This window comes from Thermococcus nautili, assembly GCF_000585495.1.
Taxonomy (GTDB): Archaea; Methanobacteriota_B; Thermococci; order Thermococcales; family Thermococcaceae; genus Thermococcus; species Thermococcus nautili.
The window spans coordinates 155,074-177,297 of record NZ_CP007264.1; the positions used below are offsets into that span (position 1 = coordinate 155,074).

The 22,224-nt window shown below is 55.2% G+C and carries 24 protein-coding genes and 2 tRNA genes; 20 read left to right on the plus strand and 6 right to left on the minus strand.

Going from position 1 to position 22,224, the window contains the following annotated elements:
• Nucleotides 1-6: 6 nt before the first annotated feature.
• The gene (locus BD01_RS00880; protein WP_042688975.1) at nucleotides 7-807 is read left to right on the plus strand and encodes a hypothetical protein; all 801 of its coding nucleotides are present in this window, start codon (nucleotides 7-9) and stop codon (nucleotides 805-807) included.
• Here BD01_RS00880 and BD01_RS00885 read toward each other — a convergent pair.
• From BD01_RS00885 to surR, 3 genes are read right to left on the minus strand one after another with little or no spacing between them, the layout of a single operon-like run.
• A complete protein-coding gene (locus BD01_RS00885) occupies nucleotides 791-1,978 on the minus strand; it encodes a geranylgeranyl reductase family protein (RefSeq protein WP_042688977.1) in 1,188 nt (395 codons plus the stop codon). The two genes, BD01_RS00880 and BD01_RS00885, sit on opposite strands and share 17 nt — an antisense overlap.
• On the minus strand, nucleotides 1,975-2,178 hold the full coding sequence (locus tag BD01_RS00890; protein WP_042688979.1) for a DUF362 domain-containing protein: 204 nt from the start codon (nucleotides 2,176-2,178) through the stop codon (nucleotides 1,975-1,977). Before BD01_RS00890 ends, BD01_RS00885 begins: the two co-directional genes overlap by 4 nt.
• Complete coding sequence (gene surR / locus BD01_RS00895) at nucleotides 2,162-2,857, minus strand: sulfur metabolism transcriptional regulator SurR (RefSeq protein WP_042688980.1); 696 nt, start codon at nucleotides 2,855-2,857, stop codon at nucleotides 2,162-2,164. The genes BD01_RS00890 and surR overlap by 17 nt, the downstream gene beginning before the upstream one ends.
• 133 nt (nucleotides 2,858-2,990) lie before the next feature.
• Between surR and pdo the strand changes: the two genes are divergently transcribed.
• From pdo to BD01_RS00965, 14 genes are all read left to right on the plus strand, one after another.
• Nucleotides 2,991-3,671, plus strand: coding sequence for a protein disulfide oxidoreductase (pdo, locus tag BD01_RS00900; protein WP_042688982.1), 681 nt, complete (start codon nucleotides 2,991-2,993; stop codon nucleotides 3,669-3,671).
• 243 nt (nucleotides 3,672-3,914) lie between these two features.
• Complete coding sequence (locus tag BD01_RS00905) at nucleotides 3,915-4,163, plus strand: DNA-directed RNA polymerase subunit H (RefSeq protein ID WP_042688985.1); 249 nt, start codon at nucleotides 3,915-3,917, stop codon at nucleotides 4,161-4,163.
• 18 nt (nucleotides 4,164-4,181) lie between these two features.
• Nucleotides 4,182-7,553 (plus strand): DNA-directed RNA polymerase subunit B, encoded by a 3,372-nt coding sequence (locus BD01_RS00910; RefSeq protein ID WP_042688986.1) that lies wholly within the window; start codon nucleotides 4,182-4,184, stop codon nucleotides 7,551-7,553.
• Between the two features lie 5 nt (nucleotides 7,554-7,558).
• Entirely contained in the window at nucleotides 7,559-10,279 is a 2,721-nt protein-coding gene (locus BD01_RS00915) for a DNA-directed RNA polymerase subunit A' (protein WP_042693076.1), read from the plus strand.
• Nucleotides 10,280-10,284: 5 nt separating this feature from the next.
• The gene (gene rpoA2 / locus BD01_RS00920; RefSeq protein WP_042688987.1) at nucleotides 10,285-11,460 is read left to right on the plus strand and encodes a DNA-directed RNA polymerase subunit A''; all 1,176 of its coding nucleotides are present in this window, start codon (nucleotides 10,285-10,287) and stop codon (nucleotides 11,458-11,460) included.
• Between the two features lie 13 nt (nucleotides 11,461-11,473).
• Entirely contained in the window at nucleotides 11,474-11,782 is a 309-nt protein-coding gene (locus tag BD01_RS00925) for a 50S ribosomal protein L30e (RefSeq protein WP_042688989.1), read from the plus strand.
• A complete protein-coding gene (locus BD01_RS00930) occupies nucleotides 11,782-12,219 on the plus strand; it encodes a NusA-like transcription termination signal-binding factor (RefSeq protein WP_042688991.1) in 438 nt (145 codons plus the stop codon). The genes BD01_RS00925 and BD01_RS00930 overlap by 1 nt, the downstream gene beginning before the upstream one ends.
• 10 nt (nucleotides 12,220-12,229) lie before the next feature.
• Entirely contained in the window at nucleotides 12,230-12,673 is a 444-nt protein-coding gene (locus BD01_RS00935) for a 30S ribosomal protein S12 (protein WP_042688992.1), read from the plus strand.
• 6 nt (nucleotides 12,674-12,679) lie between these two features.
• The gene (rpsG, locus tag BD01_RS00940; protein WP_042688994.1) at nucleotides 12,680-13,327 is read left to right on the plus strand and encodes a 30S ribosomal protein S7; all 648 of its coding nucleotides are present in this window, start codon (nucleotides 12,680-12,682) and stop codon (nucleotides 13,325-13,327) included.
• Between the two features lie 97 nt (nucleotides 13,328-13,424).
• Nucleotides 13,425-13,667: an AbrB/MazE/SpoVT family DNA-binding domain-containing protein gene (locus tag BD01_RS00945; protein ID WP_245599256.1), complete on the plus strand. Its 243-nt coding sequence runs from the start codon at nucleotides 13,425-13,427 to the stop codon at nucleotides 13,665-13,667.
• A complete protein-coding gene (locus BD01_RS00950; RefSeq protein ID WP_042688998.1) occupies nucleotides 13,664-14,029 on the plus strand; it encodes a type II toxin-antitoxin system VapC family toxin in 366 nt (121 codons plus the stop codon). Before BD01_RS00945 ends, BD01_RS00950 begins: the two co-directional genes overlap by 4 nt.
• A gap of 94 nt (nucleotides 14,030-14,123) precedes the next feature.
• Nucleotides 14,124-14,354 carry an AbrB/MazE/SpoVT family DNA-binding domain-containing protein gene (locus BD01_RS00955; protein ID WP_042689001.1) on the plus strand — a complete coding sequence of 77 codons (231 nt, stop codon included), beginning with the start codon at nucleotides 14,124-14,126 and terminating at the stop codon, nucleotides 14,352-14,354.
• Nucleotides 14,355-14,356: 2 nt separating this feature from the next.
• Nucleotides 14,357-14,752, plus strand: coding sequence for a type II toxin-antitoxin system VapC family toxin (locus BD01_RS00960; RefSeq protein ID WP_042689002.1), 396 nt, complete (start codon nucleotides 14,357-14,359; stop codon nucleotides 14,750-14,752).
• Between the two features lie 256 nt (nucleotides 14,753-15,008).
• The gene (locus BD01_RS00965) at nucleotides 15,009-15,251 is read left to right on the plus strand and encodes a hypothetical protein (RefSeq protein ID WP_042689003.1); all 243 of its coding nucleotides are present in this window, start codon (nucleotides 15,009-15,011) and stop codon (nucleotides 15,249-15,251) included.
• A 71-nt stretch (nucleotides 15,252-15,322) separates the two neighbouring features.
• Here the strand turns inward: BD01_RS00965 and BD01_RS00970 are convergent, their stop codons facing one another.
• From BD01_RS00970 to BD01_RS00980, 3 genes are all read right to left on the minus strand, one after another.
• Nucleotides 15,323-16,051 (minus strand): hypothetical protein, encoded by a 729-nt coding sequence (locus tag BD01_RS00970; protein WP_042689005.1) that lies wholly within the window; start codon nucleotides 16,049-16,051, stop codon nucleotides 15,323-15,325.
• A 20-nt stretch (nucleotides 16,052-16,071) separates the two neighbouring features.
• Nucleotides 16,072-17,190 carry an alkaline phosphatase family protein gene (locus tag BD01_RS00975; RefSeq protein ID WP_042689006.1) on the minus strand — a complete coding sequence of 373 codons (1,119 nt, stop codon included), beginning with the start codon at nucleotides 17,188-17,190 and terminating at the stop codon, nucleotides 16,072-16,074.
• A gap of 74 nt (nucleotides 17,191-17,264) precedes the next feature.
• Complete coding sequence (locus BD01_RS00980; protein WP_042689009.1) at nucleotides 17,265-18,515, minus strand: Nre family DNA repair protein; 1,251 nt, start codon at nucleotides 18,513-18,515, stop codon at nucleotides 17,265-17,267.
• Between the two features lie 87 nt (nucleotides 18,516-18,602).
• On the opposite strand from BD01_RS00980, the gene BD01_RS00985 reads away from it, so the two are divergent.
• From BD01_RS00985 to cas7i, 5 genes are all read left to right on the plus strand, one after another.
• Nucleotides 18,603-18,688: transfer RNA gene (locus BD01_RS00985), tRNA-Ser, on the plus strand.
• 19 nt (nucleotides 18,689-18,707) lie between these two features.
• A tRNA-Cys gene (locus BD01_RS00990) sits at nucleotides 18,708-18,782 on the plus strand.
• 108 nt (nucleotides 18,783-18,890) lie between these two features.
• Nucleotides 18,891-19,724, plus strand: coding sequence for a CRISPR-associated endoribonuclease Cas6 (gene cas6, locus BD01_RS00995; RefSeq protein ID WP_051482141.1), 834 nt, complete (start codon nucleotides 18,891-18,893; stop codon nucleotides 19,722-19,724).
• A gap of 55 nt (nucleotides 19,725-19,779) precedes the next feature.
• A complete protein-coding gene (gene cas8a1 / locus BD01_RS01000; RefSeq protein ID WP_245599257.1) occupies nucleotides 19,780-21,138 on the plus strand; it encodes a type I-B CRISPR-associated protein Cas8b1/Cst1 in 1,359 nt (452 codons plus the stop codon).
• The gene (gene cas7i / locus BD01_RS01005; RefSeq protein WP_042689010.1) at nucleotides 21,135-22,223 is read left to right on the plus strand and encodes a type I-B CRISPR-associated protein Cas7/Cst2/DevR; all 1,089 of its coding nucleotides are present in this window, start codon (nucleotides 21,135-21,137) and stop codon (nucleotides 22,221-22,223) included. Before cas8a1 ends, cas7i begins: the two co-directional genes overlap by 4 nt.
• Nucleotide 22,224: the final 1 nt, after the last annotated feature.

Below are 22,224 nucleotides of genomic sequence, written 5' to 3' on the forward strand. Positions count from 1 at the left end.
CCCATCATGGACGAGTGGGAGAGAACTGCAAAGGTTCTGCTGGCCAACGCCCGCGAGTTCCTTGAAAGGCTCCGCGACGAGGTCAGGCTGAACGAGGTAACGGTGGCGAGCCTCCTCGACGTCCAGTCAACCTTCGTCCTTGGCCTGGCGGACGCGAGCCTTTACGCCTTCTCTATCGGGCGAGATGAAGTCGTAGAGAGCTCTTACAGGCTATTCCTGGAGGGGTTGGAGGTTCTCAAGGCGGGTCACCTCTTCATAAGCGAACCGGAGCTCGACCTGTGGCTTTCTCCCCTCAGGGAGATGAACCCGGAGAGGGGTTTTTCCCTCGACAGGCGCTTTTCCCTCCTCGGGGAGCCGAAGCCGACGATGGTCTGGGCCAATCGCGTGGTTCAGCTCAGGAACGCCCTCCACGGAAAACCCGTTAGGGACCCTCTCAGGAGCATCGGCTACGGGATAGGCGAGGGCGATAGGCGCTTTCCGGTTCTGTTGAAGGCAGTCAGAAGGCTTTACACGCTTTACCCTGCTCCAATAGATGAGACCGCGAGGCTTTTGGCCCTCGAGCTCGGGTTGGGGCTCGATGAGAAACCGCTGGAATGCTCCAACGGAACCTGCGAAGAGATAACGGAACTGCCGGACGTTTCGGCCTTTAGAAAAACGGTTTCCGGGGATGTTGAGCTCTACTACCTCATCGAGAACTCCAAAGATATTAGCTCGCCATGGGGAAGCCTTAGCGTTGGGAAGGCGAGGGAGATAGTGGTCTTCTCAAGGAAGAAGGGAAAAGGGTTCAGGTTCAGAGGAGCTCCTTGAGGAGCTTTATCCTCCTCGGGCTCAGGAGAACCTTCGGGTGCTTGAGGAGGGCCTTTATGACCTCTCCGTAGTCTCCACCTGCTATCTTCTCCGCGTCGGCGCCGCTGAGAATCTGTATGAAGAGGTCGAGGTCTTCATCAGTGAGCTTCTCGGTAACGCGCCTGACCTTCAGAACTCTTTCGAGCCTCTTTCCGTCGGTCTCCCACCACTCCTTGGTGTAGTTCTGGAGTAGCGAGAGGTTCTCCTCTTCCAGAGCTTTGACAATCCACTTGCTCGCTATCGTTCCGGCTTCCATCGCTTCCGCCATTCCGCCGCCGTGCATCGGGTTGACCTGCCTCGCGGCGTCGCCGACGACGAGGACGTTGTCCTTCACGAGCTCCTTGACGAAGCCTCCAACTGGAACGACACCGACGTTCACCTCGAGGAGCTTCTTAGCTGGGATATTGTTCTCCTTCAGCCACTTGTCGAGATAGTACTTGGCAGTCTTTGGATTGTCCGAGTTGATTCCTATTCCCACGTTGGCTCTGTCCTCGTCCTTCGGGAAGACCCAGACGTAACCTCTCGGGGCTATCTCGTTGCCGAACCAGAGGTGTATGAGGTCGGGGTCGAAGCCCTCGATGAGCATCTCGTACTCGTAGCTCGAATCGAACTCGTGTGGCGGAGCGTAGGTGTTTATACCGGCCTTCCTCGCTATCGTGCTCTCGACGCCATCAGCCGCGACGATAACGTCGGCGTAAATCTCAATCGGCTCGTCCTCGTGCTTGGCCTTGATTCCAACGACCTTTCCGTCCTTCCTTATGACGTCCAAAGCTTCAGTCCTCGCGAGAACGTCTGCTCCAGCTTTAGCGGCGTAGTAGGCGAGCATCTTGTCGAAGACCTTCCTCTCGAGGATAACACCGCTGACGTCCTTATAGCGGAGTTCGAGCTCGTAACCGCTCGGGGAGTAGAGTTTCGCCCCGTAAATCTCGCGGTTGATGAAGCGCTTGTCGTAGGGGATGTCGTACTTCTCGAAGACCTTTATGCTTATGCCCTCGGCGCACTGCTTTGGAGTTCCGATGGCCCACTTCTTGTCAATCATGAGAACGGAGTAGCCGGCCTTTGCGACGTTTCTCGCCACTATGGGCCCTGCTATTCCTGCCCCAACGACGACGACGTCGTACTTCCAGCTCATGCTTTCACCTCCAGGGGCTCGGCGCTCAGAGCTCCAACCGGGCAGGCGTTGATGCATATCTTACAGCTTATGCACTTGTCCTGCAGAAACTCCCAGCCGCTTGAGTGCACCTCTATAGCCAAAGTCGGGCAGACTCCGGCACAGCCACCGCAGAGGTAACAGCGGTCTTCGTTAACGACGATTTTAATCTTCTCCGGCATCGTCTTCACCGCCGAGCTTTGCCTTTAACCTCTCGTCATCTATCGTTATAACGCCGTCTTTTATTCTTAACGGAACGAACCTGTCCAGCTCGCTTGCCTTCTGGAGCACCTCCCTCTCCTTGAGGTTGAGCCTGTCGCTGAGCTCGTCAACGGTGGCCGAGCCGTTGAGGAGAACGTAGTGGAGGATTGCCAGCTGGGTCATGTCGCCGATTTCCTTTAGGTAGGTCTCCTTAATCATCGCCATGAGTCTGTCTCTACGGCCCTCTATCGCCTGAAGCTCCTTGAGGACTTCCTCAAGCTTTCTGGTTAAAGTTCTGAAGGTTAGAATCATCTCATCTAGGTTTTTGGGCTCTTCTGGAAGCTCTATCGAGACCTCCGGCTCCTCGCTCAGGTCAAGACCGCGGTACCAGAAGATGTTGGGGGTTATCGTGACGACGTAGGTTTTGGCGATGTTTATGTCGTAGTACTTCCTCGCGGGGCCGATGAAGGGACCCTCACGCTCGTAGGATTTGAGTATCCCCTCGCGCTCCATTATTTTAAGGTGCTTTGCCACGGCCGTTGAGGAGACGCTAACCTTACTGCTCAGAAAACTGAAGTAGCACTCGGTGCAGGTGAGGTGGCTGAGCAAATCGCGCCTCACCTTGTTCCCGAGGATGTAGAAAATGTCGGGTTCATTCATGGCCCACACCCACCCAAACCTGTGACGTAAAGCTTATATATTGGACATTAAACTTAAGGTTGCAAACCAGGGGATTTTCACCCGGAGAAAATGGTTCGCGAGGATTATAAACCTTTAGATGGAGGTGTGATGAATGGGACTGATTAGCGATGCCGACAAGAAGGTAATAAAGGAGGAGTTCTTCTCCAAGCTCACCGAGCCGGTTAAGCTCATGGTCTTCATCGGAAAGGACCACTGCCAGTACTGCGACCAGCTCAAGCAGCTCGTTCAGGAGCTTGCCGAGCTGAGCGACAAGCTGAGCTACGAGGTCATAGACTTCGACACCGAGGAGGGCAAGAAGAAGGCCGAGGAGTACAGGATTGACCGCGCTCCTGCCGTCAGCATAACCAGAAACGGCCAGGACGTCGGCGTCAGGTTCTTCGGCCTTCCGGCCGGCCACGAGTTCGGCGCCTTCCTCGAGGACATCGTTGACGTCAGCAACATGACCACCGATTTGATGCCCGAGAGCAAGGAAGCCCTTGCGAAGATTGACAGGGACGTCAGGATACTCGTCTTTGTAACGCCAACCTGCCCCTACTGCCCGCTCGCGGTTAGGATGGCCCACAAGTTCGCCATCGAGAACACCAACGCCGGCAAGGGTAAGATACTCGGCGACATGGTCGAGGCTATCGAGTATCCAGAGTGGGCCGACCAGTACAGCGTCATGGCCGTTCCGAAGATAGTCATCCAGGTCGACGGCGAGGACAAGGTCCAGTTCGAGGGTGCCTACCCGGAGAAGATGTTCATGGAGAAGCTCCTCGCGGCTCTGGAGTGAGCCTTTCTCTTTTATCCTTCCGCCTGCGACCATGGTTTAAAAGGGTTTTTCAAACCAGTCTGCGTTAAATGAACAATCCAATACATCAACGAACCGAAACGGGCTGAAAAACGGTTCTTAAACTTTACGCAACCGATATAAAGCCTCTCCACCGAGATACCACTCGAAAAGCTTATATACCGGAACCCGCAGGTGGGGGTAGTGATATCGTTCTAATAAAAAACGTTAAGGGGGCAATTCTCGGTGGCGGCGAAAAAGGAGTTTGATATATTCACTCACGTGCTGGTTCCCGAGCACAGAATCCTCAGCGAGGAGGAGAAGGAGGAGCTCCTCAAGAAGTACAGGATTAGGATTTCCCAGCTTCCGCAGATTAAGGCTTCTGACCCTGCTGTCGTTGCCCTTGGAGCCAAGCCCGGCGATGTCATCGAGATAAAGAGGAAGAGCCCCACGGCGGGTTACTACTACTATTACCGCCTCGTCGTGGAGGACTGATTTTAGGGGTGAGAGTTTATGAGCAGAGGAGTTACGGTTAACGAGCCCACTCTAACTCCGGACGAGCTCTGGCTCGTTATGGAATCCTACTGGAAGGAAAAGGGTCTTGTGAGACAGCACCTCGATTCTTACAACGCCTTCATCGACCACGGCCTTCAGGAGGTTGTAAACGAGTTCGGCGGCGTTAAGCCCGATATTCCCGGCCTTGAGGTCAAGTTCGGAAGGATTAGGCTCGGTGAGCCCGAGTTCCAGGAGGCCCAGGGACAGAGGAGACCACTCTATCCAATGGACGCGAGAATAAGGAACCTCACCTATTCCGCTCCGCTCTACCTTGAGATGATTCCCGTCGTCAACGGCATCGAGCAGGAGCCTGTGGAGGTTCGCATCGGTGAGCTACCGATAATGCTCAAGTCCAAGGCCTGCCGTCTCTACGGTCTCAGCGATGAGGAGCTCATAAAGCTTGGCGAGGACCCGAAGGACCCGGGAGGATACTTCATCATAAACGGTTCCGAGAGGGTTATCGTTTCTATCGAAGACCTCGCCCCGAACAAGACCCTCGTCGAGAGGGACGAGAGGCAGAACCGCGTTATAGCGAAGGTCTTCTCCTACAGGCATGGCTACAGAGCCCTGATAACCGTCGAGAGGAAGAAGGATGGAATCCTTTACGTTTCTATCCCGAACGTTCCCAAGCCTGTCAAGTTCGTCTACGTGATGAGAGCACTCGGTCTCCTCAGCGATAAGGAGATAGTTGAGGCAGTAAGCGACGACCCGAGGATTCAGCAGATTCTCTTCGACAACCTCGAGGATGCAAGCGACATAAGGACCCAGGAGGAAGCTTTGGACCTCATAGGAAGGCTCTCGCTTCCGGGCCAGCCCAAGGAGTACAGGCTCAAGAGGGCCGAGCACATCATAGACAACAACCTCCTCCCGCACATGGGCGTCGAGCCCGAGAGGAGGAGGGCTAAGGCTTACTACCTCGGCATGATGGCCCTCAAGGTTCTCGAGCTCTCCCTCGGCCTGCGCGGTGAGGACGACAAGGACCACTACGCCAACAAGAGGCTCAAGCTCGCTGGAGACCTCCTCAAGGACCTCTTCAGAATCGCTTTCGGCCAGCTCGTCAAGGACATGCAGTACCAGATGACCAAGACCTACCAGAGGAAGGGCGAGCGCTACACCTTCGAGAACGTTCAGAGGTTCGTGAGAAACTCGATAAGGCCCGACGTTCTCAGCGAGAGGATTGAGCACGCCCTCGCTACCGGTGCGTGGCCCGGTGGAAGAACCGGTGTCAGCCAGCTCCTTGACAGAACCAACTACATCTCGACCCTCTCGCACCTCAGGCGCGTGACTTCACCGCTCAGCAGGGACCAGCCCCACTTCGAGGCCCGTGATTTGCACGGAACCCACTGGGGAAGAATCTGTCCGACCGAGACGCCGGAAGGTCCGAACTGTGGTCTCGTCAAGAACTTAGCCTTGATGTCCCAGATAACCACAGGCGTTCCCGAGGAGGAGGTTCGCGAGTACCTCATGAAGCTCGGCATAGTCCCGATTGAGGAGAGAAGGCCCGCTCCGGGTCTTTACCGCGTCTACCTCAACGGTGTTCTCATCGGAACCATCGAGGACGGCCAGGCTCTTGTGGACAGAATTAGGGCCGACAGGAGGAGCGGTAAGATAAGCGACGTCATAAACGTGGCCATCTACGAGGACGAGGAAGTTAAGGAAATCTACGTCAACAGCGATGACGGTCGCGTTAGGAGGCCCCTCATCATAGTCGAGAACGGCAAACCAAAGCTCACCCGCGAGCACATCGAGGCCGTTAAGAACGGCCAGCTCACCTGGAGCGACCTCGTGAAGATGGGCGTCATTGAATACCTCGACGCCGAGGAGGAAGAGAACGCTTACGTTGCAACCTGGCCCTGGGAGGTCACCGAGGAGCACACCCACCTCGAGCTCATGCCGGCCGCGATACTCGGTATCCCCGCTTCGCTCGTTCCGTATCCGGAGCACAACGCGGCCCCGCGTAACACCTACGGCGCGGGTATGGCCAAGCAGAGCCTCGGTCTCGGCTGGGCCAACTTCAGGATTAGAGTTGACACCCGCGGTCACCTCATGCACTACCCGCAGGTTCCGCTCGTCAACTCGCGCATAATGAAGGCGGTCGGTTTCGAGGAGAGGCCAGCCGGCCAGAACTTCGTCGTTGCGGTGCTCAGCTACCACGGCTACAACATGGAGGATGCCGTAATCATCAACAAGGCCTCAATCGAGCGCGGTCTCGCTCGTTCGACCTTCTTCAGAACCTACGAGGCTGAAGAGAAGAGGTATCTGGGCGGTCAGAAGGACACCTTTGAGGTTCCCGACCCGACGATACAGGGCTACCTCGGCGAGAAATACTACCGCCACCTCGACGAGGACGGTCTCATCTTCCCTGAGTCCAAGGTCGAAGGAAAGGACGTCCTTGTCGGAAGGACCTCACCGCCGAGGTTCCTTGAGGAGCAGAGCGGTCTCGGCGGAATGGCCCTTCAGGGAAGGAGAGAGACCAGCGTAACGGTCAGGCCGAGCGAGAGGGGTATCGTTGACAAGGTCATCGTCACCGAGACCGGCGACGGAACCAAGCTCGTCAAGGTCACCGTCAGGGACCTGCGCATTCCAGAGCTCGGTGACAAGTTCGCTTCAAGGCACGGTCAGAAGGGTGTTATAGGTTTAATCGTCCCGCAGGAGGACATGCCTTGGACCGAGAGCGGTATCGTGCCGGACCTCATAGTCAACCCGCACGGTATTCCGAGCCGTATGACCGTCGGACAGCTCATAGAGGCCATCGGCGGAAAGGTCGCCTCGCTCAAGGGAAGGCGTGTTGACGGAACCGCTTTCATCGGTGAGCCCGAGGAGAGGCTCAGGAAGGAGCTTGAAGAGCTCGGCTTCAAGCACAGCGGAAGAGAAGTTATGTACGACGGCATAACCGGCAGGCGCCTTGAAGCAGATATATTCGTCGGCGTCATCTACTACCAGAGGCTCCACCACATGGTAGCGGACAAGATGCACGCGAGGAGCAGGGGTCCGGTTCAGGTTCTCACCAAGCAGCCGACCGAGGGAAGGGCGAGAGAGGGCGGTCTCAGGTTCGGTGAGATGGAGCGTGACGTCCTCATCGGCCACGGCGCGGCGATGTTGCTCATTGAGCGTCTCCTCGAGGAGAGCGACAAGACGGAAGTATGGGTCTGTGAGAACTGTGGACACCTGGCACTTGAGGACAAGCGTCGCGGTAAGGTCTACTGCCCGGTCTGTGGCGAGGAGGAGAAGATAAGCAAGGTTGAGATGAGCTACGCCTTCAAACTGTTGCTTGACGAGTTGAAGGCTATGGTGATTAGGCCTTCCCTCAAGTTGAAGGATAGGGTGTGATGGCCATGCAGTCGATGAAAAAGGTCATCGGGAGTATCGAGTTCGGAATACTCTCACCCCAGGAAATCAGAAAGATGAGTGCGGCGGAGATTACCGTCCCGGACACCTACGACGATGACGGTTACCCCATCGAAGGCGGTCTGATGGACAAGAGGCTCGGTGTCATCGACCCGGGTCTTAGATGTGAGACCTGTGGGGCAAGGGCCGGCGAGTGTCCCGGCCACTTCGGCCACGTCGAGCTCGCGAGACCTGTCATTCACGTTGGATTCGCCAAGACAATTCACCGCGTCCTTGAGAGCACCTGCCGTGAGTGCGGCAGGATAAAGCTCACCGACGAGGAGATAGAGGAGTACATGAAGAAGTTCGAGGTCGTTGGCGACAGGAAGAAGGCCAAGGACAGGCTCATAAAGGAGATTCACAAGAAGGCCAAGGAGAGAATGGTCTGCCCGCACTGTGGAGCACCGCAGTTCCCGATTAAGTTCGAGAGGCCCACCATATACTGGGAGCTCAGGAAGGACGAAGAAGGTAACGAGTACAAGCACAGGATGATGCCGAGCGAGGTTCGCGACAGGCTTGAGAAGATACCCGACAAGGACCTGCCGCTCCTCGGACTCGACCCAGAGAAGTCCCGCCCGGAGTGGATGGTTCTCACCGTCCTCCCGGTTCCGCCCGTTACCATGAGGCCGTCAATCACCCTCGAAAGCGGTATCAGAGCCGAGGACGACCTCACCCACAAGCTCGTTGACATAATCCGTATCAACAACAGGCTCAAGAGCAACATCGAGGCCGGTGCGCCCCAGCTGATTATCGAGGACCTCTGGGACCTCCTCCAGTACCACGTGACAACTTACATCAACAACGAGACCTCGGGCATTCCTCCAGCCAAGCACAAGAGCGGAAGGCCCCTCAAAACCCTCGCCCAGCGTTTGAAGGGTAAAGAAGGCCGCTTCCGTGGAAACCTCAGCGGTAAGCGCGTCAACTTCTCGGCCCGTACCGTCATCAGCCCGGACCCGATGATAAGCATTAACGAGGTCGGCGTTCCGATAGCGGTCGCCATGGAGCTCACCGTTCCGGAGAAGGTCACCGAGTTCAACTTCGAGAAGCTCAGGCAGAGGGTTCTTAACGGTCCCGACAAGTATCCGGGAGCCAACTACGTCATCGACCCCGAGGGAAGGAGAATCCGCCTCATGGAAACCAACCGCGAGAAGATAGCAAACGAGCTCCTCGACATCGGCTGGACTGTTGAGAGGCACCTTGAGGACGGCGACATAGTTCTCTTCAACAGACAGCCCTCGCTCCACAGAATGAGTATAATGGCCCACCGCGTCAGGGTCATGCCCTACAGAACCTTCCGCCTCAACCTTGCCGTCTGTCCGCCCTACAACGCCGATTTCGACGGTGACGAAATGAACCTCCACGTGCCCCAGACGGAGGAGGCCCAGGCGGAAGCGAAGATACTCATGGAGGTCCAGAACCACATAATCTCGCCGAGGTACGGAGGCCCGCTCATCGCTGGAATCCAGGACCACATCTCCGGTGGCTACCTGCTCACGCGCGAAGGGGCTTACTTCACCCGCTCAGAGGTTGAGCAGATGCTCATGTTCGCCGGCGTTGACGTTGAGGAGCTTCCCAAACCTGACAAGGTCGAGAACGGCGTCGAGCTCTGGAGCGGAAAGACGATATTCTCGCTCCTCCTTCCGAACGACCTCACCATCTGGTACCGCAACAAGCTCTGTGACGAGCCCGAGCGCTGTGAGGCCCTTGAGAAGCTCATAGAGGAGAAGCTCGTTCCAGACCCGGAGGAAGTTAGAAAGCTTGCCTACGACGGCTTTGTCTACATCCAGAACGGAAAGCTCCTCAGCGGTGCGATAGACAAAAAGGCCTACGGTAGGGAGGACGGAAAGCTCCTCGACCTCATAGTGAGGGAGTACGGCGTCGAGAGGGCCAGGCAGTTCCTCGACCAGGTCACCAAGCTGACGATATGGGTCATTACCCACAAGGGCTTCACCACAGCCATAGACGACGAGGACCTCCCGCAGGAGGCCCTTGATAGGATTAAGGAAATCATCCGTGACGCCGAGGAGAAGGTGAACAGGCTCATCGAAGCCTACAAGCGCGGCGAGCTTGAACCGCTCCCAGGTAAGACCCTTGAGGAGACCCTTGAGAGCAAGATAATGGCCGTCTTAGCGGAAGCGCGTGACAACGCCGGTAAGGTCGCCGAGAGGTACCTCGGTATGAGCAACCACGCGGTCATCATGGCCAAGACCGGAGCGAGGGGTAAGATACTCAACATCACTCAGATGGCGGCGATGCTCGGTCAGCAGTCAATCCGTGGAAAGCGTCTCTACCGTGGCTACCGCGGAAGGGTCCTCACCCACTTCAAGCCCGGCGACTTGGGAGCCAGGGCCAAGGGATTCGTCATTAACTCCTACAAGAGCGGTCTCACACCACAGGAGTACTTCTTCCACGCAATGGGTGGACGTGAGGGACTGGTCGATACCGCCGTCAGGACTGCCCAGAGCGGTTACATGCAGAGAAGGTTAATCAACGCCCTCCAGGACCTCAAGGTCGACTACGACGGAACTGTGAGAGACCCGACCGGAATCATCGTCCAGTTCCGCTATGGAGAGGACGGCGTTGACCCGATGAAGAGCTGGGGAGGCAAGACCGTTGACGTTGACAGGGTTATAATCAGGACCCTGTTGAAGACCCGTGCCAAGGGGTGATGCTCATGGTTTCCGAGAGAACTATAAAGAACCTCGTTGAGAAGGCCGACCTTCCCAAGAGCGTTAAGGACGAACTCTACCAGAAGCTCCTGAAGTATAACGAGAAGTACGACCTCAAGAAGGCCGAGGTTGAGGCCATCATCGAAGAGACCGTTAAGGAATACCAGAACGCCCTCGTTGAGCCTGGAGAGGCGATAGGAACCGTCGCGGCGCAGTCAATAGGTGAGCCTTCAACCCAGATGACCCTCAACACCTTCCACTACGCTGGTGTCGCCGAAATCAACGTCACCCTCGGTCTGCCGAGAATCATCGAGATTGTTGATGCCAGAAAGAACCCATCGACCCCAATCATGACTGTCTACCTCGACGAGAAGCACCGCTATGACCGCGAGAAGGCCCTTGAGGTTGCGAGGCGCATCGAGGGAACGACCCTTGAGAACCTCGCGAGGGAGGAGACGATAGACATCCTCAACTTCGAGTTCATCGTCGAGATTGACCCCGAGAGGCTTGAGAAGGCCGGCCTCGACATGGAGAGGGTCAAGAGGAAGCTTGAGAGCTCATTCAAGAGCGCCGAATTCGAGGTTGAGGGATACACGCTCATAGTGAGGCCCAAGAAGGTAACGAAGCTCTCAGACCTGAGAAAGCTTGCCGAAAAGGTTAAAAAGCACCGCCTTAAGGGTCTCTCGGGCGTCGGAAAGACCATCATAAGGAAGGAAGGCGACGAGTACGTGATATACACCGAGGGCTCGAACTTCAAGCAGGTCCTCAAGGTTCCTGGTGTCGACCCGACCAGGACGAGAACCAATAACATCCACGAGATTGCGGAAGTGCTTGGCATTGAGGCAGCTCGCAACGCAATCATCGAGGAAATCGTCAACACGATGCGCGAGCAGGGTCTTGAGGTTGACGTCAGGCACATCATGCTCGTCGCCGACATGATGACCCTCGACGGCGTCATCCTGCCGATAGGCAGGCACGGTGTCGTCGGGGAGAAGGCGAGCGTCTTAGCAAGGGCGGCCTTCGAGATTACGACCCAGCACCTGTTCGAGGCCGCCGAGAGGGGAGAGACAGACCCGCTCAACGGTGTCGTTGAGAACGTCCTCATCGGCCAGCCCGTTCCCGTGGGTACGGGAATAGTCAAGCTGGCAATGAATCTCCCCCTGAGACCGAAAAGGGAGTAGGGAGGTGTAGTTAATGGTTGACTTCGCCTTTGAGCTTAGGAAGGCCCAGGACACGGGTAAGATAGTTATGGGAGCCAAGAAAAGCATCCACTACGCCAAGGTCGGCGGGGCAAAGATGATTATAGTGGCCAGGAACGCGAGGCCGGACATCAAGGAGGACATCTACTACTACGCCAAACTCAGCGGAATCCCGGTTTACGAGTTTGAGGGAACCAGCGTCGAGCTCGGAACCCTCCTCGGAAGGCCCCACACCGTTTCGGCCCTCGCGATAATTGACCCGGGCGAGAGCAAGATACTCGCCCTTGCCGGGGGTAAGGAGTGATGCCGCTCAAGCTCAACACCGACCAGATAAAGTACATAGCGCTCTTCGAGAGCATGACCGGGGCAACAGTGCTCGACTGCCTCATCGACACCAACAGGAACAGGCTCATCTACGTCATCAAGAAGGGTGAGATGGGTCTCGCCCTCGGAAAGAAGGGCTCGAACGTCAAGCGCGTCCAGAACATGCTCGGCAAGGACATCGAGCTCATAGAGCACTCCGAGAACCCGGAGGAGTTCCTGAGGAACATTTATAAGAGCCTCGGGGTTAAGGTTAAAAAGGTTCATATCACCGAGAAGAAGGACGGTAAGAAGGTCGCCCTCCTCGACATCGGCCCGCGCGACAAGCCTCGCGCAATCGGAAGGGGCGGCCAGAACATAAACCTCGTGAAAGAGTTGATGGAGAGACACCACGGCATTCACGACGTGATTATAATTTGAGGTGATGTTCATGCCCGGAAAGAAGGCTCCGTATGGTGAATTTGCCGGTAGAAAGCTCAAGCTCAAGAGGAAGAAGTTCCGCTGGAGCGACATTCGCTACAAGAGGAGAGTTCTCAGGCTCAAGGAGAAGAGCGACCCGCTTGAAGGCGCTCCGCAGGCCAGGGGAATAGTTCTTGAGAAGATAGCCGTCGAGGCCAAGCAGCCTAACTCAGGAATGCGTAAGGCGGTTCGTGTTCAGCTCATCAAGAACGGTAAGGTCGTCACCGCCTTCACCCCCGGTGACGGTGCCATAAACCACATCGACGAGCACGACGAGGTCATCATCGAGGGAATCGGCGGTCCTAAGGGCGGTTCGATGGGTGATATCCCTGGAATCCGCTACAAGGTCGTCAAGGTCAACAGGGTCTCACTGAAGGAGCTCGTCAAGGGAAGGAAGGAGAAGCCGAGGAGGTGAAAGAGAATGGCCAAGCCACTCACCGAGCGCTTTTTCATCCCGAAGGAGCTTAAGGTCATGGGGCGCTGGAGCGTTGAGGACGTTGTCGTCAACGACCCCTCGCTGAGACCCTACATAAACCTCGACGCGAGAATCCTCCCGCACAGCCACGGCAGGCACGCCAAGAAGCCCTTCGGCAAGGCCCAGGTTCACATCGTCGAGAGGCTCATCAACAAGGTCATGAGGAGCGGTGCCAGCCACTACAAGGCCGGCGGTCACTTCATGAGGCGCGAGCACCGCTCGATAATGAGCAAGAAGATGAAGGCCTACGAGGTCGTCAAGGAGGCCTTCATGATTATCGAGCGCAGGACCAAGCAGAACCCGATTCAGGTTCTCATAAGGGCCATCGAGAACTCCGCCCCGAGGGAGGACACGACCACCATCGCCTTCGGTGGAATCCGCTACCACATGGCCGTTGACGTCTCCCCGCTCAGGAGGCTCGACATCGCCCTCAAGAACATCGCCCTCGGTGCTAGCATCAAGTGCTACCGCAACAAGACCACATACGCCCAAGCCCTGGCTGAGGAAATCATTGCCGCCGCCAACAAGGACCCGAAGAGCTTCGCCTACAGCAAGAAGGAAGAAATCGAGAGGATTGCCCAGTCCTCCCGCTGAGGGTTGGGTTTCCTGTTCTCATTCTCTCTTCAGTTTATATATTACCGCTTCCGTTGTTGCCAAAAATTATTTATTGTCCAAAATTCAACAACATAGCATGACAACTGAAATTGTCAAAGTAGACAAGAATGGAAGGATATATCTCCCCGCATCCCTGCGGAAGAAATTTGGGACCAGCTCTTTCTACGTTGAGGAAAGGGGGGATGAGATAGTTCTTATCCCGGTTCGCAAAAGAATCATGAAGTACTACGGAGTATTCAAAGGTGAGAATCTAAGTGCGGAAGAGATTGACCAGTTAATTGAGGAGAAAACAGAGCAACTTCTGAGGGATGAGCTGTGAAGGTTTACGTTGACGTGAATGTTCTGTATTATTTCCTCACAGCCAACGAGGAGTTCGGAGAGCGTGCGAGAGACCTGCTTGAGAGATACAGCGGAAACATGATAACTTCAGCCCTTACAGTATGGCAACTTTATATTCTGTTTAGGAGGCAAAAGACTAAGTTGAACATCACTGATATACTTCTGGATTTGGGAATTGAGGTAGTTCCCTTAACCATGGAAATCCTTAGAAATGCCGAAAGATGCAAAAAGCTCGATTTCGACGATGCCCTTCATTACGCCACTATGAGGGCCCATGGGATAAGGACAATCCTGTCAAACGATAAGGATTTCGACAAAGTTGACGTAGAAAGGGTATTCTAAACCTGCACTGGGCATGTCCCCTTCCCATGTTTCTCTCTGTTGATTTCCAAATGTTTTTATGCTTTGTGGGTAAGATTATTTTGGTGGTAGTAAGATGACAACCGTAAAAGTTTCTTCGAAGGGCCAGATAGTCTTACCCAAGGCCATTCGTGAGAAGTTCGGCATCAAAGAGGGCGATGAACTTGAGGTTCTTGACTTTGGGAACGAGATTGTGATAGTTCCGATAAAGAAAGGCCTAAAACTCAGGGGGCTTGTGAAGTTCGAAAAACCCGCTAAGGAGATTCTAAGGGAGATTAGAGCAGAAGAGGAGGAGCCGGAGGACTGACCATGAAAGTCGTCCTGGACAGCCATGCAATTCTTGCCTATATAAACGACGAGCCTGCGGCCGAGAAGGTTCAAGAATACCTTAACCTCGGGAAGGAAGGAAAGGTTGGGCTATACATGAACGTTGTTAATGTGGGAGAAGTTTACTACGTTCTTTCAAGGCGAAAGGGCGTTGATGTGGCCAATATTGCGATAGCGCTTCTAAAGCGGGAACCAATAACGTTCATCATTGCGGATGAAAGGCTCGCTTTAATGGCCGGTCGGATAAAAGCCTTCCACAAGTTGAGCTATGCAGATGCCTTCGCCGCCGCCACTGCAATAGACCTCGATGCGGTACTCTTAACGGGGGACGATGAGTTCAAGAGTGTTGAGGATAAAGTGAAGATTGAGTGGCTCTGAGTTTTTGAGTTAAAGGAGAAAGGCCCAAACCAATTATAACGCCCTTAATCTTCCCGTGCTCGTCCTAAATGTACTCAACACCCTCCATACCCACACCTGAAGGGATTTTGTTCCGCGCCTATTTACCCCCTTCGCCCTGCATGCTTCACAAGGTCAGAGATTTTTCGGACTTTCGCCCTCATCTTCAGTTATCGAACGCAAAACGGCACGGGAAAAACCATTTAACCTCCAGGGCCCATCCCAAATCGGTGAGAGAATGAGTGAGGTTATCAACTCCCATGCGCTCCTCCGGAAAATAGAGCGCATAGAGAAAGAACTGGAGGACTTAAGGACCATGTTACTCAAGATGGTCGTCGAAAACCTATCAGCGGGTGATGAAATAGACAGGGAAACGTTGAAAGCCTTTGAGAGAGACCTTAAGGACATGATAGAGGGCAAAGTTGAAGTTCTTAGCGCCGATGAGACCATTAAAATCCTTTCGGAAAAGGTAGGAGGTTAACGCTTTTTGTACGCCCGCCGGCCAGATAAAGCCCCCACAAGTTGGAATCATGCCGATGCTTTATGCCGCATTCAGACTTCACTAAACCTCACCCTGAATGAGTCCCTATCTTTATCGATTCTCAGTGAAAATCTGGCGTAATAGCTGTCGTAGGCGAAGTCGTCGAAGACCATTCGACCGCCACCCTTTACCTGCAGAGGCTTTCCTTTCCCAGTAACCTCAACTCTCAGTATCCCGCCGTTTCCGGGCAAAAGTCTGAATCCCCTGATAACGCCCCTAAATGGTCTTACAGTGATGGCGCCCTCCCAGAAGTCCAAAAGCACGGGCGAGAGCCGGCCCGTTATTTTTATGTACTCACCTCGTTTGAAGATAATCTCCCCCGTAAGTTCCTCATCGATTGGCGCATATACAAACGATTCCCTGCCTGCTCTGCAAAGCCGACAGCGGACTGGAAAATTTATCACTGCCCTAGAGAGAACCCCAAAGTCCACAACCAGGTAAACCACTCCCCAGTAGATTTCCTCTTCCCCATCATTGCACAATACCTCTCGCTCCACCCTGGGAATTGTCTGGGCGTATCCGCCGAGAATTCTGGCGACTACTCTATACGTTCCCTCGTCGTCCAGGGGCTCGATTGAAGGGGTGGCATTCCTCAGAACTTCCACTTTGTCTATGGTGGTCTCGATAACGGGTTCTACCTCAATCTCCTGCCCTATCCTGAACACTTCAGAGGGTTCCCTCAGGCCACCGGAGGTCATGTCCGAAAGCGTTGTATCGTCAATGTAGAGGTTTAGCTCCACGTCCGCTCCACCTATCCCAGTTATATCAAACTCCTCCCCACCATGTTTCCCGGCTTCTCAACTCCAAAGAACCTCAGAACCGTCGGCGCTATGTCCATGAGGCTCGGTTCCTCGAGGTTAACCTCCTCAAACCCCCAGAGAATCAGCGGGACCTTTATCACCGGTTCATTCATCGAGCCGTGCATTCCCCTGACCCAGTGGCTTGCTCCCTTTATCCCCTTGCACATCCTGTGGGAGCAGAACCAGTAGCCGGGCTTCGCTGAGACAATCAGCTCCCCGCTGTTCGGGCTGTTGAGATGGGGCAAATCCTCGCGGAAGAAGACGGCCTTAACACCCGGCGCCCTCCTCAGGACCTCAAAGGCTTCCTCGGCCTCGTTTGGGTTCCTCAAATAGACGTGAACGCCTCCGCCGGAGGAAACGCGGAGCGTTTCAATCCCGTGCTTCCTGAGATAGGTTTTCAGGTTCACCCACGTGTGAACCTCCTCCTGCCCGTGGTCGGCGAAGATTATGAAGGTGTACTCGTCCTTGAGGCGCTCCCAGAGGGTTCTGACCGCGGTATCAACCGTCTCAACGGCCTTAAGCGCACCCTCGCTCAACGGCCCGTGGTCGTGGCTCATTCCGTCTATAGAGGCGAAGTGGACGAGAAGCAGGTCAGGTTTGCATTCCTCGTAGAGGTAGAGAGCCGAGTTTAGAACCCACACGTCTTTCCTCCAGTCGCGCCCGTGATTGCGGTACATCTTGTCGCTCGCGAAGAAGGGAGGAAAAATCCTCACGTCGGTTCCGCTGAAGGGGGGCATCGTGTAGCCCGAAACACTCGCCGTTCTAACTCCCCTCTGGCGAAGTATATCAACGATTGTCGGGGCCTTGATAACCTTATGGGGATTGAAGGCGACCTCGTAGTCGTAGAAGTTCACCTTCCTGTCCGTTAGCCTGTCGTAGTAGCCGTTCTCAACGACGCCGTGGTCCCTCGGCCAGACCCCGGTCATCACGCTCGTGTGCACCAAATCCGTCAGCGTCGGGAAGATGGAATCCACGACAGCAAAGCTCCCGGTTTCTACCAACTCGCTCAGGAACGGCATGTGCTTGAGGTTGTAAACGCCGTTTCCGTCGAGGCTTATGAGGGCGAGCTTTTTTCTCATTTCCATCACCGGTGTCAGCCTGACGTGCACTCATCACCGCTCAGTGGGATGGAGCGGTCATCATTCACCGGGCTTCATTGGTCAATCCGGTATAAATTCCTTCCGAGCCATTCGTCGAGCGTCTTCTGCCTCGCGAGGCTTCCTAAGATGTAGCTCCTCTTGAGGTACTCCTCGAAGGGGTGCTCAAGCCTTCTCCGTATCGCTTCGAGGGCCTCGTTGAGCGTCTCGAAGCGGCCGATTGGATTGCTTAAAGCCTTTTTCACGCCGAGGCGAATCTGCCAGACGCCGACAGGGGCGTAGTACTCGGGCGTAACTTCCCTGAAGACGACAGCCCGCGCCTGCCTCCTTCTCGCCCTGAGGGCTTCGAGGACGCTCAAGCGGGCGGCATGATAGGCGCCAGCTGTTTCCTTGACGTACTCCTTCCTTCCGCGGAAGTCCTCGTAGTCGTGAATCACGCTCGGCTTCTCGCTACCGAAGAGCGAACCCTTCAGCCAGACCTCCAAAAGCTCGAAGGCGTAAGACTGGGGCATCAGCAGAACGGCGTAGCGGTTGCCGAGGAAGCGGTAAAAGTAAACCTCGTAGTCGTTTATCTCCGGGTAGTGCAGAATCTCGCGCCTCAGGTTCTTGCCTATGGTGTCCTGAACCGCTGTGATGCTCCACCGCGTCGGGACGAGCTTCCTCTCAATTCCCAGGAGGCCCGCCGAGAGGAGCCTTATGATGTAGTACTCGTCGAAGCCCCAGTCGTAGAGGCGCATTATGGCCTGCTCAGCCTTCAGCTCGTCGCTCACCACGTAGTCGGTTCTCCTCGGTATCCTCGGGTTCTCGGTCAGCTCGAAGTCGAGGAGTTCTGCTTTGGGTCCGATGGGCGGGGCGAACTCGCTCGGCAGAACCTTGAGAACGGGCTTTCTCTTGAGGATTACCTCGCTGTCCACGGGTTTTATTGACATCGCCAATTCCTGGACCTCGCTCAAAATCCTCCCGCTCTTCCTTACGTCCACATCGGCCTTCGTCTCGCCCATGACAAGGAGGGAGCGGTAGTAGAGGATATCGCGAATCGTCTTGTCCTCCCACTTGAGAGGACTGTCGAGATGGCTGGTGTTTCCTTCGATTGGAGGAACGAGGGGGCCGATTCTGACCTTAGGGTAGCCGTACTCGCCGACGAAGATGCTTGGCGGGGAGGAGCCGAAGAGGTAGCGCTTGTTGAGCTTCTGCTCCACAGTACGGGCTACCCTAAAGCGCTCGAGAATCGGGCAGGTTGGCCTTCCGCAGAGGAGTTTCCGGCCCTTACAGACTGCGCAGAGCTTGGAGTTGAAGAGCTCCACCATTGGGGATGACTTGTCCCAGGGATGTAAAAGCTTTGCCCCGCCAAAAAACTTAAAAACCCTCCCCGGCTCATATAACCTGGGTGCTGTGCCGCGGTAGCCTAGCCTGGTAGGGCGCCGGCCTGCTAAGCCGGTGGGCGGTGCCCACCGGGGTTCAAATCCCCGCCGCGGCGCCATTAACTTCTCTGGGTCAATGCCGGGATAGCCTAGAGGCGAGGCGAGGGACTGCAGATCCCTTCCACCCGGGTTCAAATCCCGGTCCCGGCTCCAAACCCCTTAACGTTTTTGAGGTTTCTACTCATAAACATGGAAAAATTTATAAGCTTCGACCCTGACCTTTCTCTGATTCCTATTCCCTATCGTACGTGGGGTGGTATCTTGCGGTTTGTAATAAGGTTAACGCCCCAGAGTGAGCCGTTTAAAGTGCCCTTTAATCATCTTCACTACCTTCAGGGGTTGGTCTACCGGCGAATTCAGCGCACCAGCCCCGACCTTAGCCTTAAGCTCCACAATCCCAAGGTTCCCAAGTTCTTTACTTTCTCCCTGTTTATGGCTGAGAAGCGGGATTTTCTTGAGGACAAACCCTATTTTCACGGCTACCGCAGGGGTTATTTCTATTTTTCAACTGCCATCCCTGAAATCGCAGAGGCGTTTATCGGAGGGCTCCTCCAGGACCCAGAGGTTGAACTGTGGGGTGAAAACTTTACCGTCGAGGAAGTAAAAGCAATATCTGAACCGAACAAACTTGCTGGCAGAAAGATGATAACTCTGTCTCCTATTGCCGTGACTACCCTAAAGCCCCAGTTCGGCAGGCTCAAACGCTACGACCTCAATCCAACCGAGCCGGAATTCTATGAGAACATCCGAGAGAACCTGATTGACAAGTACGTGGCCCTCTATGGGAAGGTTCCGGAAGAGAAGGACGTTGAATTCAAAGTTCTCCTTGCCAAGCCCAAGCGCCTCCAGGTGAAACCCGGGGTGTACCAGAGGGCATGGCACCTCGTTTTCAGGGCAATGGGCAGTGAAGAGCTCCTCCGCGTTGGCTACCTCGTTGGCTTTGGGGAGAAGAACTCGATTGGCTTCGGGATGGTGAAGGTTGATGGGCGAAACGAGCCGAAGAAAAAGCGCTGGAAGGGAGGTGTGAATAATCGGAAGGGAAATTTCACTCGCTCGATTCTTGAACAACCCCACTCAAACAAAATCTCCATGTAGTGATGGGAAAACCAGAAAATCCAGAGCCCTCTTCACTTGGACTGGACACCCCTTTGTGGATGCCGGTCTCGTTGCACTGCTCCTCATAAACAGAAAGAACTCTCCGGAAGAACTCACAGAAGAGGACATCGAGAAGGCAATAGACTTTGCCTCAAAGCTCTACGCGCGCAAGGAGTGGAGTTCCGGCTACATTCACGCGATGATGCTCCCCAACAGTGGAATCCTGATGGCCAACCCGAGCATGGCGAAGAAGAGAACTCCAGAGGCAATAGCCAAGAACCTCAGGGGTCTCCTCGAGGAGCCCGAAGACCCCAACGCGCCAATCTGCGAAATCTGCGGTAGGAGACACTCCCGTCCAAAACCAGTCTACCGCTCCGACTTCCCGCTGGTCGGCACTGGAGGAGTCCCCAACTACTTCCCTTCCGCCAAGGACGGCCTCAACGTCTGCTCTCACTGCCTCTTTCTCGTCCAGTTCCTTCCACTGGTCGCCTACAAGGTCGGGGGAAGGGTTCTCGTGATGCACACCTACCCCTACGAGCTCATGCTCGAACTCCATAGAGAAGCCTTAAACGACGTCAGGAAGAACTTCCTTGCCTCGAACGCGAGGGACTTCAAGAGGCCGGAGAACTTCCTGTTTCACCTCCTCGGAGAGCTGACGAGGAAGACGGAGCGTGACGACCTCTGGGCCAACGCGTCAATAACGCTTTACTATTTCGTTGTCAATAACAAAAGCCCAGACGTTACGATAATCCACGTTCCAACGCCCGTCCTACGCTTCATCGCCCACGCGAGCAGGGAGGACCCAAAGGGCTGGAAGAGGATTGTGGCTATGGGCTGGCGCAAACGGCCGGCCGAGGAGGAGTTTGAGAAGTACGAGAGGAGCTACGCCAACGAGGTCTACGCCAGGCTCTTGGCCGAGGAGAGCATTTTGCCCTACTTTATCGATGTGAAAAACCGCCGTGCGAACGCGAAATGGTCGCTTTTGTCTTTCTACTGTTCGGAGGTGTTGGGTTTGGATAAGGAAGCTCTGGAGTTTATCAGAGATGTTGGCGATAGGATTGTCGAAACGCTGGAGAAGCTCCCCGACAACCAGCTTTCGAGGCGCGTCAGGGAGCTGGAGAAGGCGGAGAAGCTCTACCAGTTCGAGGCCTTCTTCGTGAACCTCGAAAAGCTCCGCCAGAGGCTTGGGATAGAGAAGCCCCTGATGACCTTTGACGAGTTCGCGACGGTTCTAACATCTTACGGCGAGGACCTTAACGTCTCGTGGAGGACCGTCAAGCACCTGCTCCTCTTCAGGGTCTATGAGAAGCTCCACGACCGCCTGATGAAGGCCTCAGAAGAGGCCGAGGAGGCCGGAGAAGCTGAAGAAATTGAGGACGTTGGGATTTACGGCCTTGGGGAGGTGGAAGAATGAGGTTTGCAACCGGAATGGTGCTGATTGACGCACCGCACTCCGCTCTGAACATGCTCGGAATCGATGAGAGCCTCGCCGACAGGAACGTCACGAGGGTTAAGACCTTCAGAAGGGGAGGAAAGCGCTACCCCTACGTCTCGCCACAGGCCTGGCGCTACTGGTGGCGCTTTACCCTCAAGGAGCACTTCAACTGGGAGCTCTCCCCGCTCTACCGCGAGCAGAAGCAGGTCTTCACCGCGGCGAATCCGCTCAAGTACCCGGACGACGATGTTTTCGGCTACATGAGAGCCTTCAAGAAGGGTGGGGTTAACGTCACCGTCACGAGGGTCTCGCCCCTCAAGAACACGCCCCTGATTTCGATACTGCCTGATAGAAGCTCCGTGACGGTTGACGAGGGCTACGCATCAAGGCATGAAGGGGACCCCGTTCCCTACAGCCAGGAGTTCTACTCGACGGTTTTCAAGGGGGCCTTTTCGCTCGACCTCGACTCCGTCGGACGGTTCACAATCATCAGCAAGGCCGGCTTCAAGAACCTCCTCACGTGGGACGACGTTCCAAAGGACAAGAAGGGCAACCCAAAGAAGGGCACAGAGGACGTCGTCAATGAAATCAAGGAGATGGAGCGCATAGCTGAAGAACTCGGCGTCAAGAGAACTGGAAAAGAGTGGGTTATGCCTCCAGAAATCCGGAAGAAGCGCGCCACAGAGGCCATCAAAGCCCTTCGCCTCCTGACCGGTGGGGCCAAACAGAGCCAGTACCACACCGATGTGACCCCGAAGTTCGTTCTGCTCCTCAACGTAGATGCCGGCATAAACCCCTTCATAAGCGACCTCGTCTTCGAGGAGAGGGGTGAAATCCGCTTCGACGCCGGGGCCCTTGCGAAGAGGCTCAAAGACCTCAAAGAGGTCATCCCCAAGAACGCGAGGCTCTGCATCGGCTACGACGAGGGTTTCACCCGCTCCCTCGGCTGGGACGTCAATGAAATTGCCAAGACACTGGAAAAAGCCGGCGTTGAGGTCTTTATAGGCACCGTTGGGGAGGCGATAGAGGAGTTCGCTAAGGAAATTGAGGCCTACTACGGGTGAG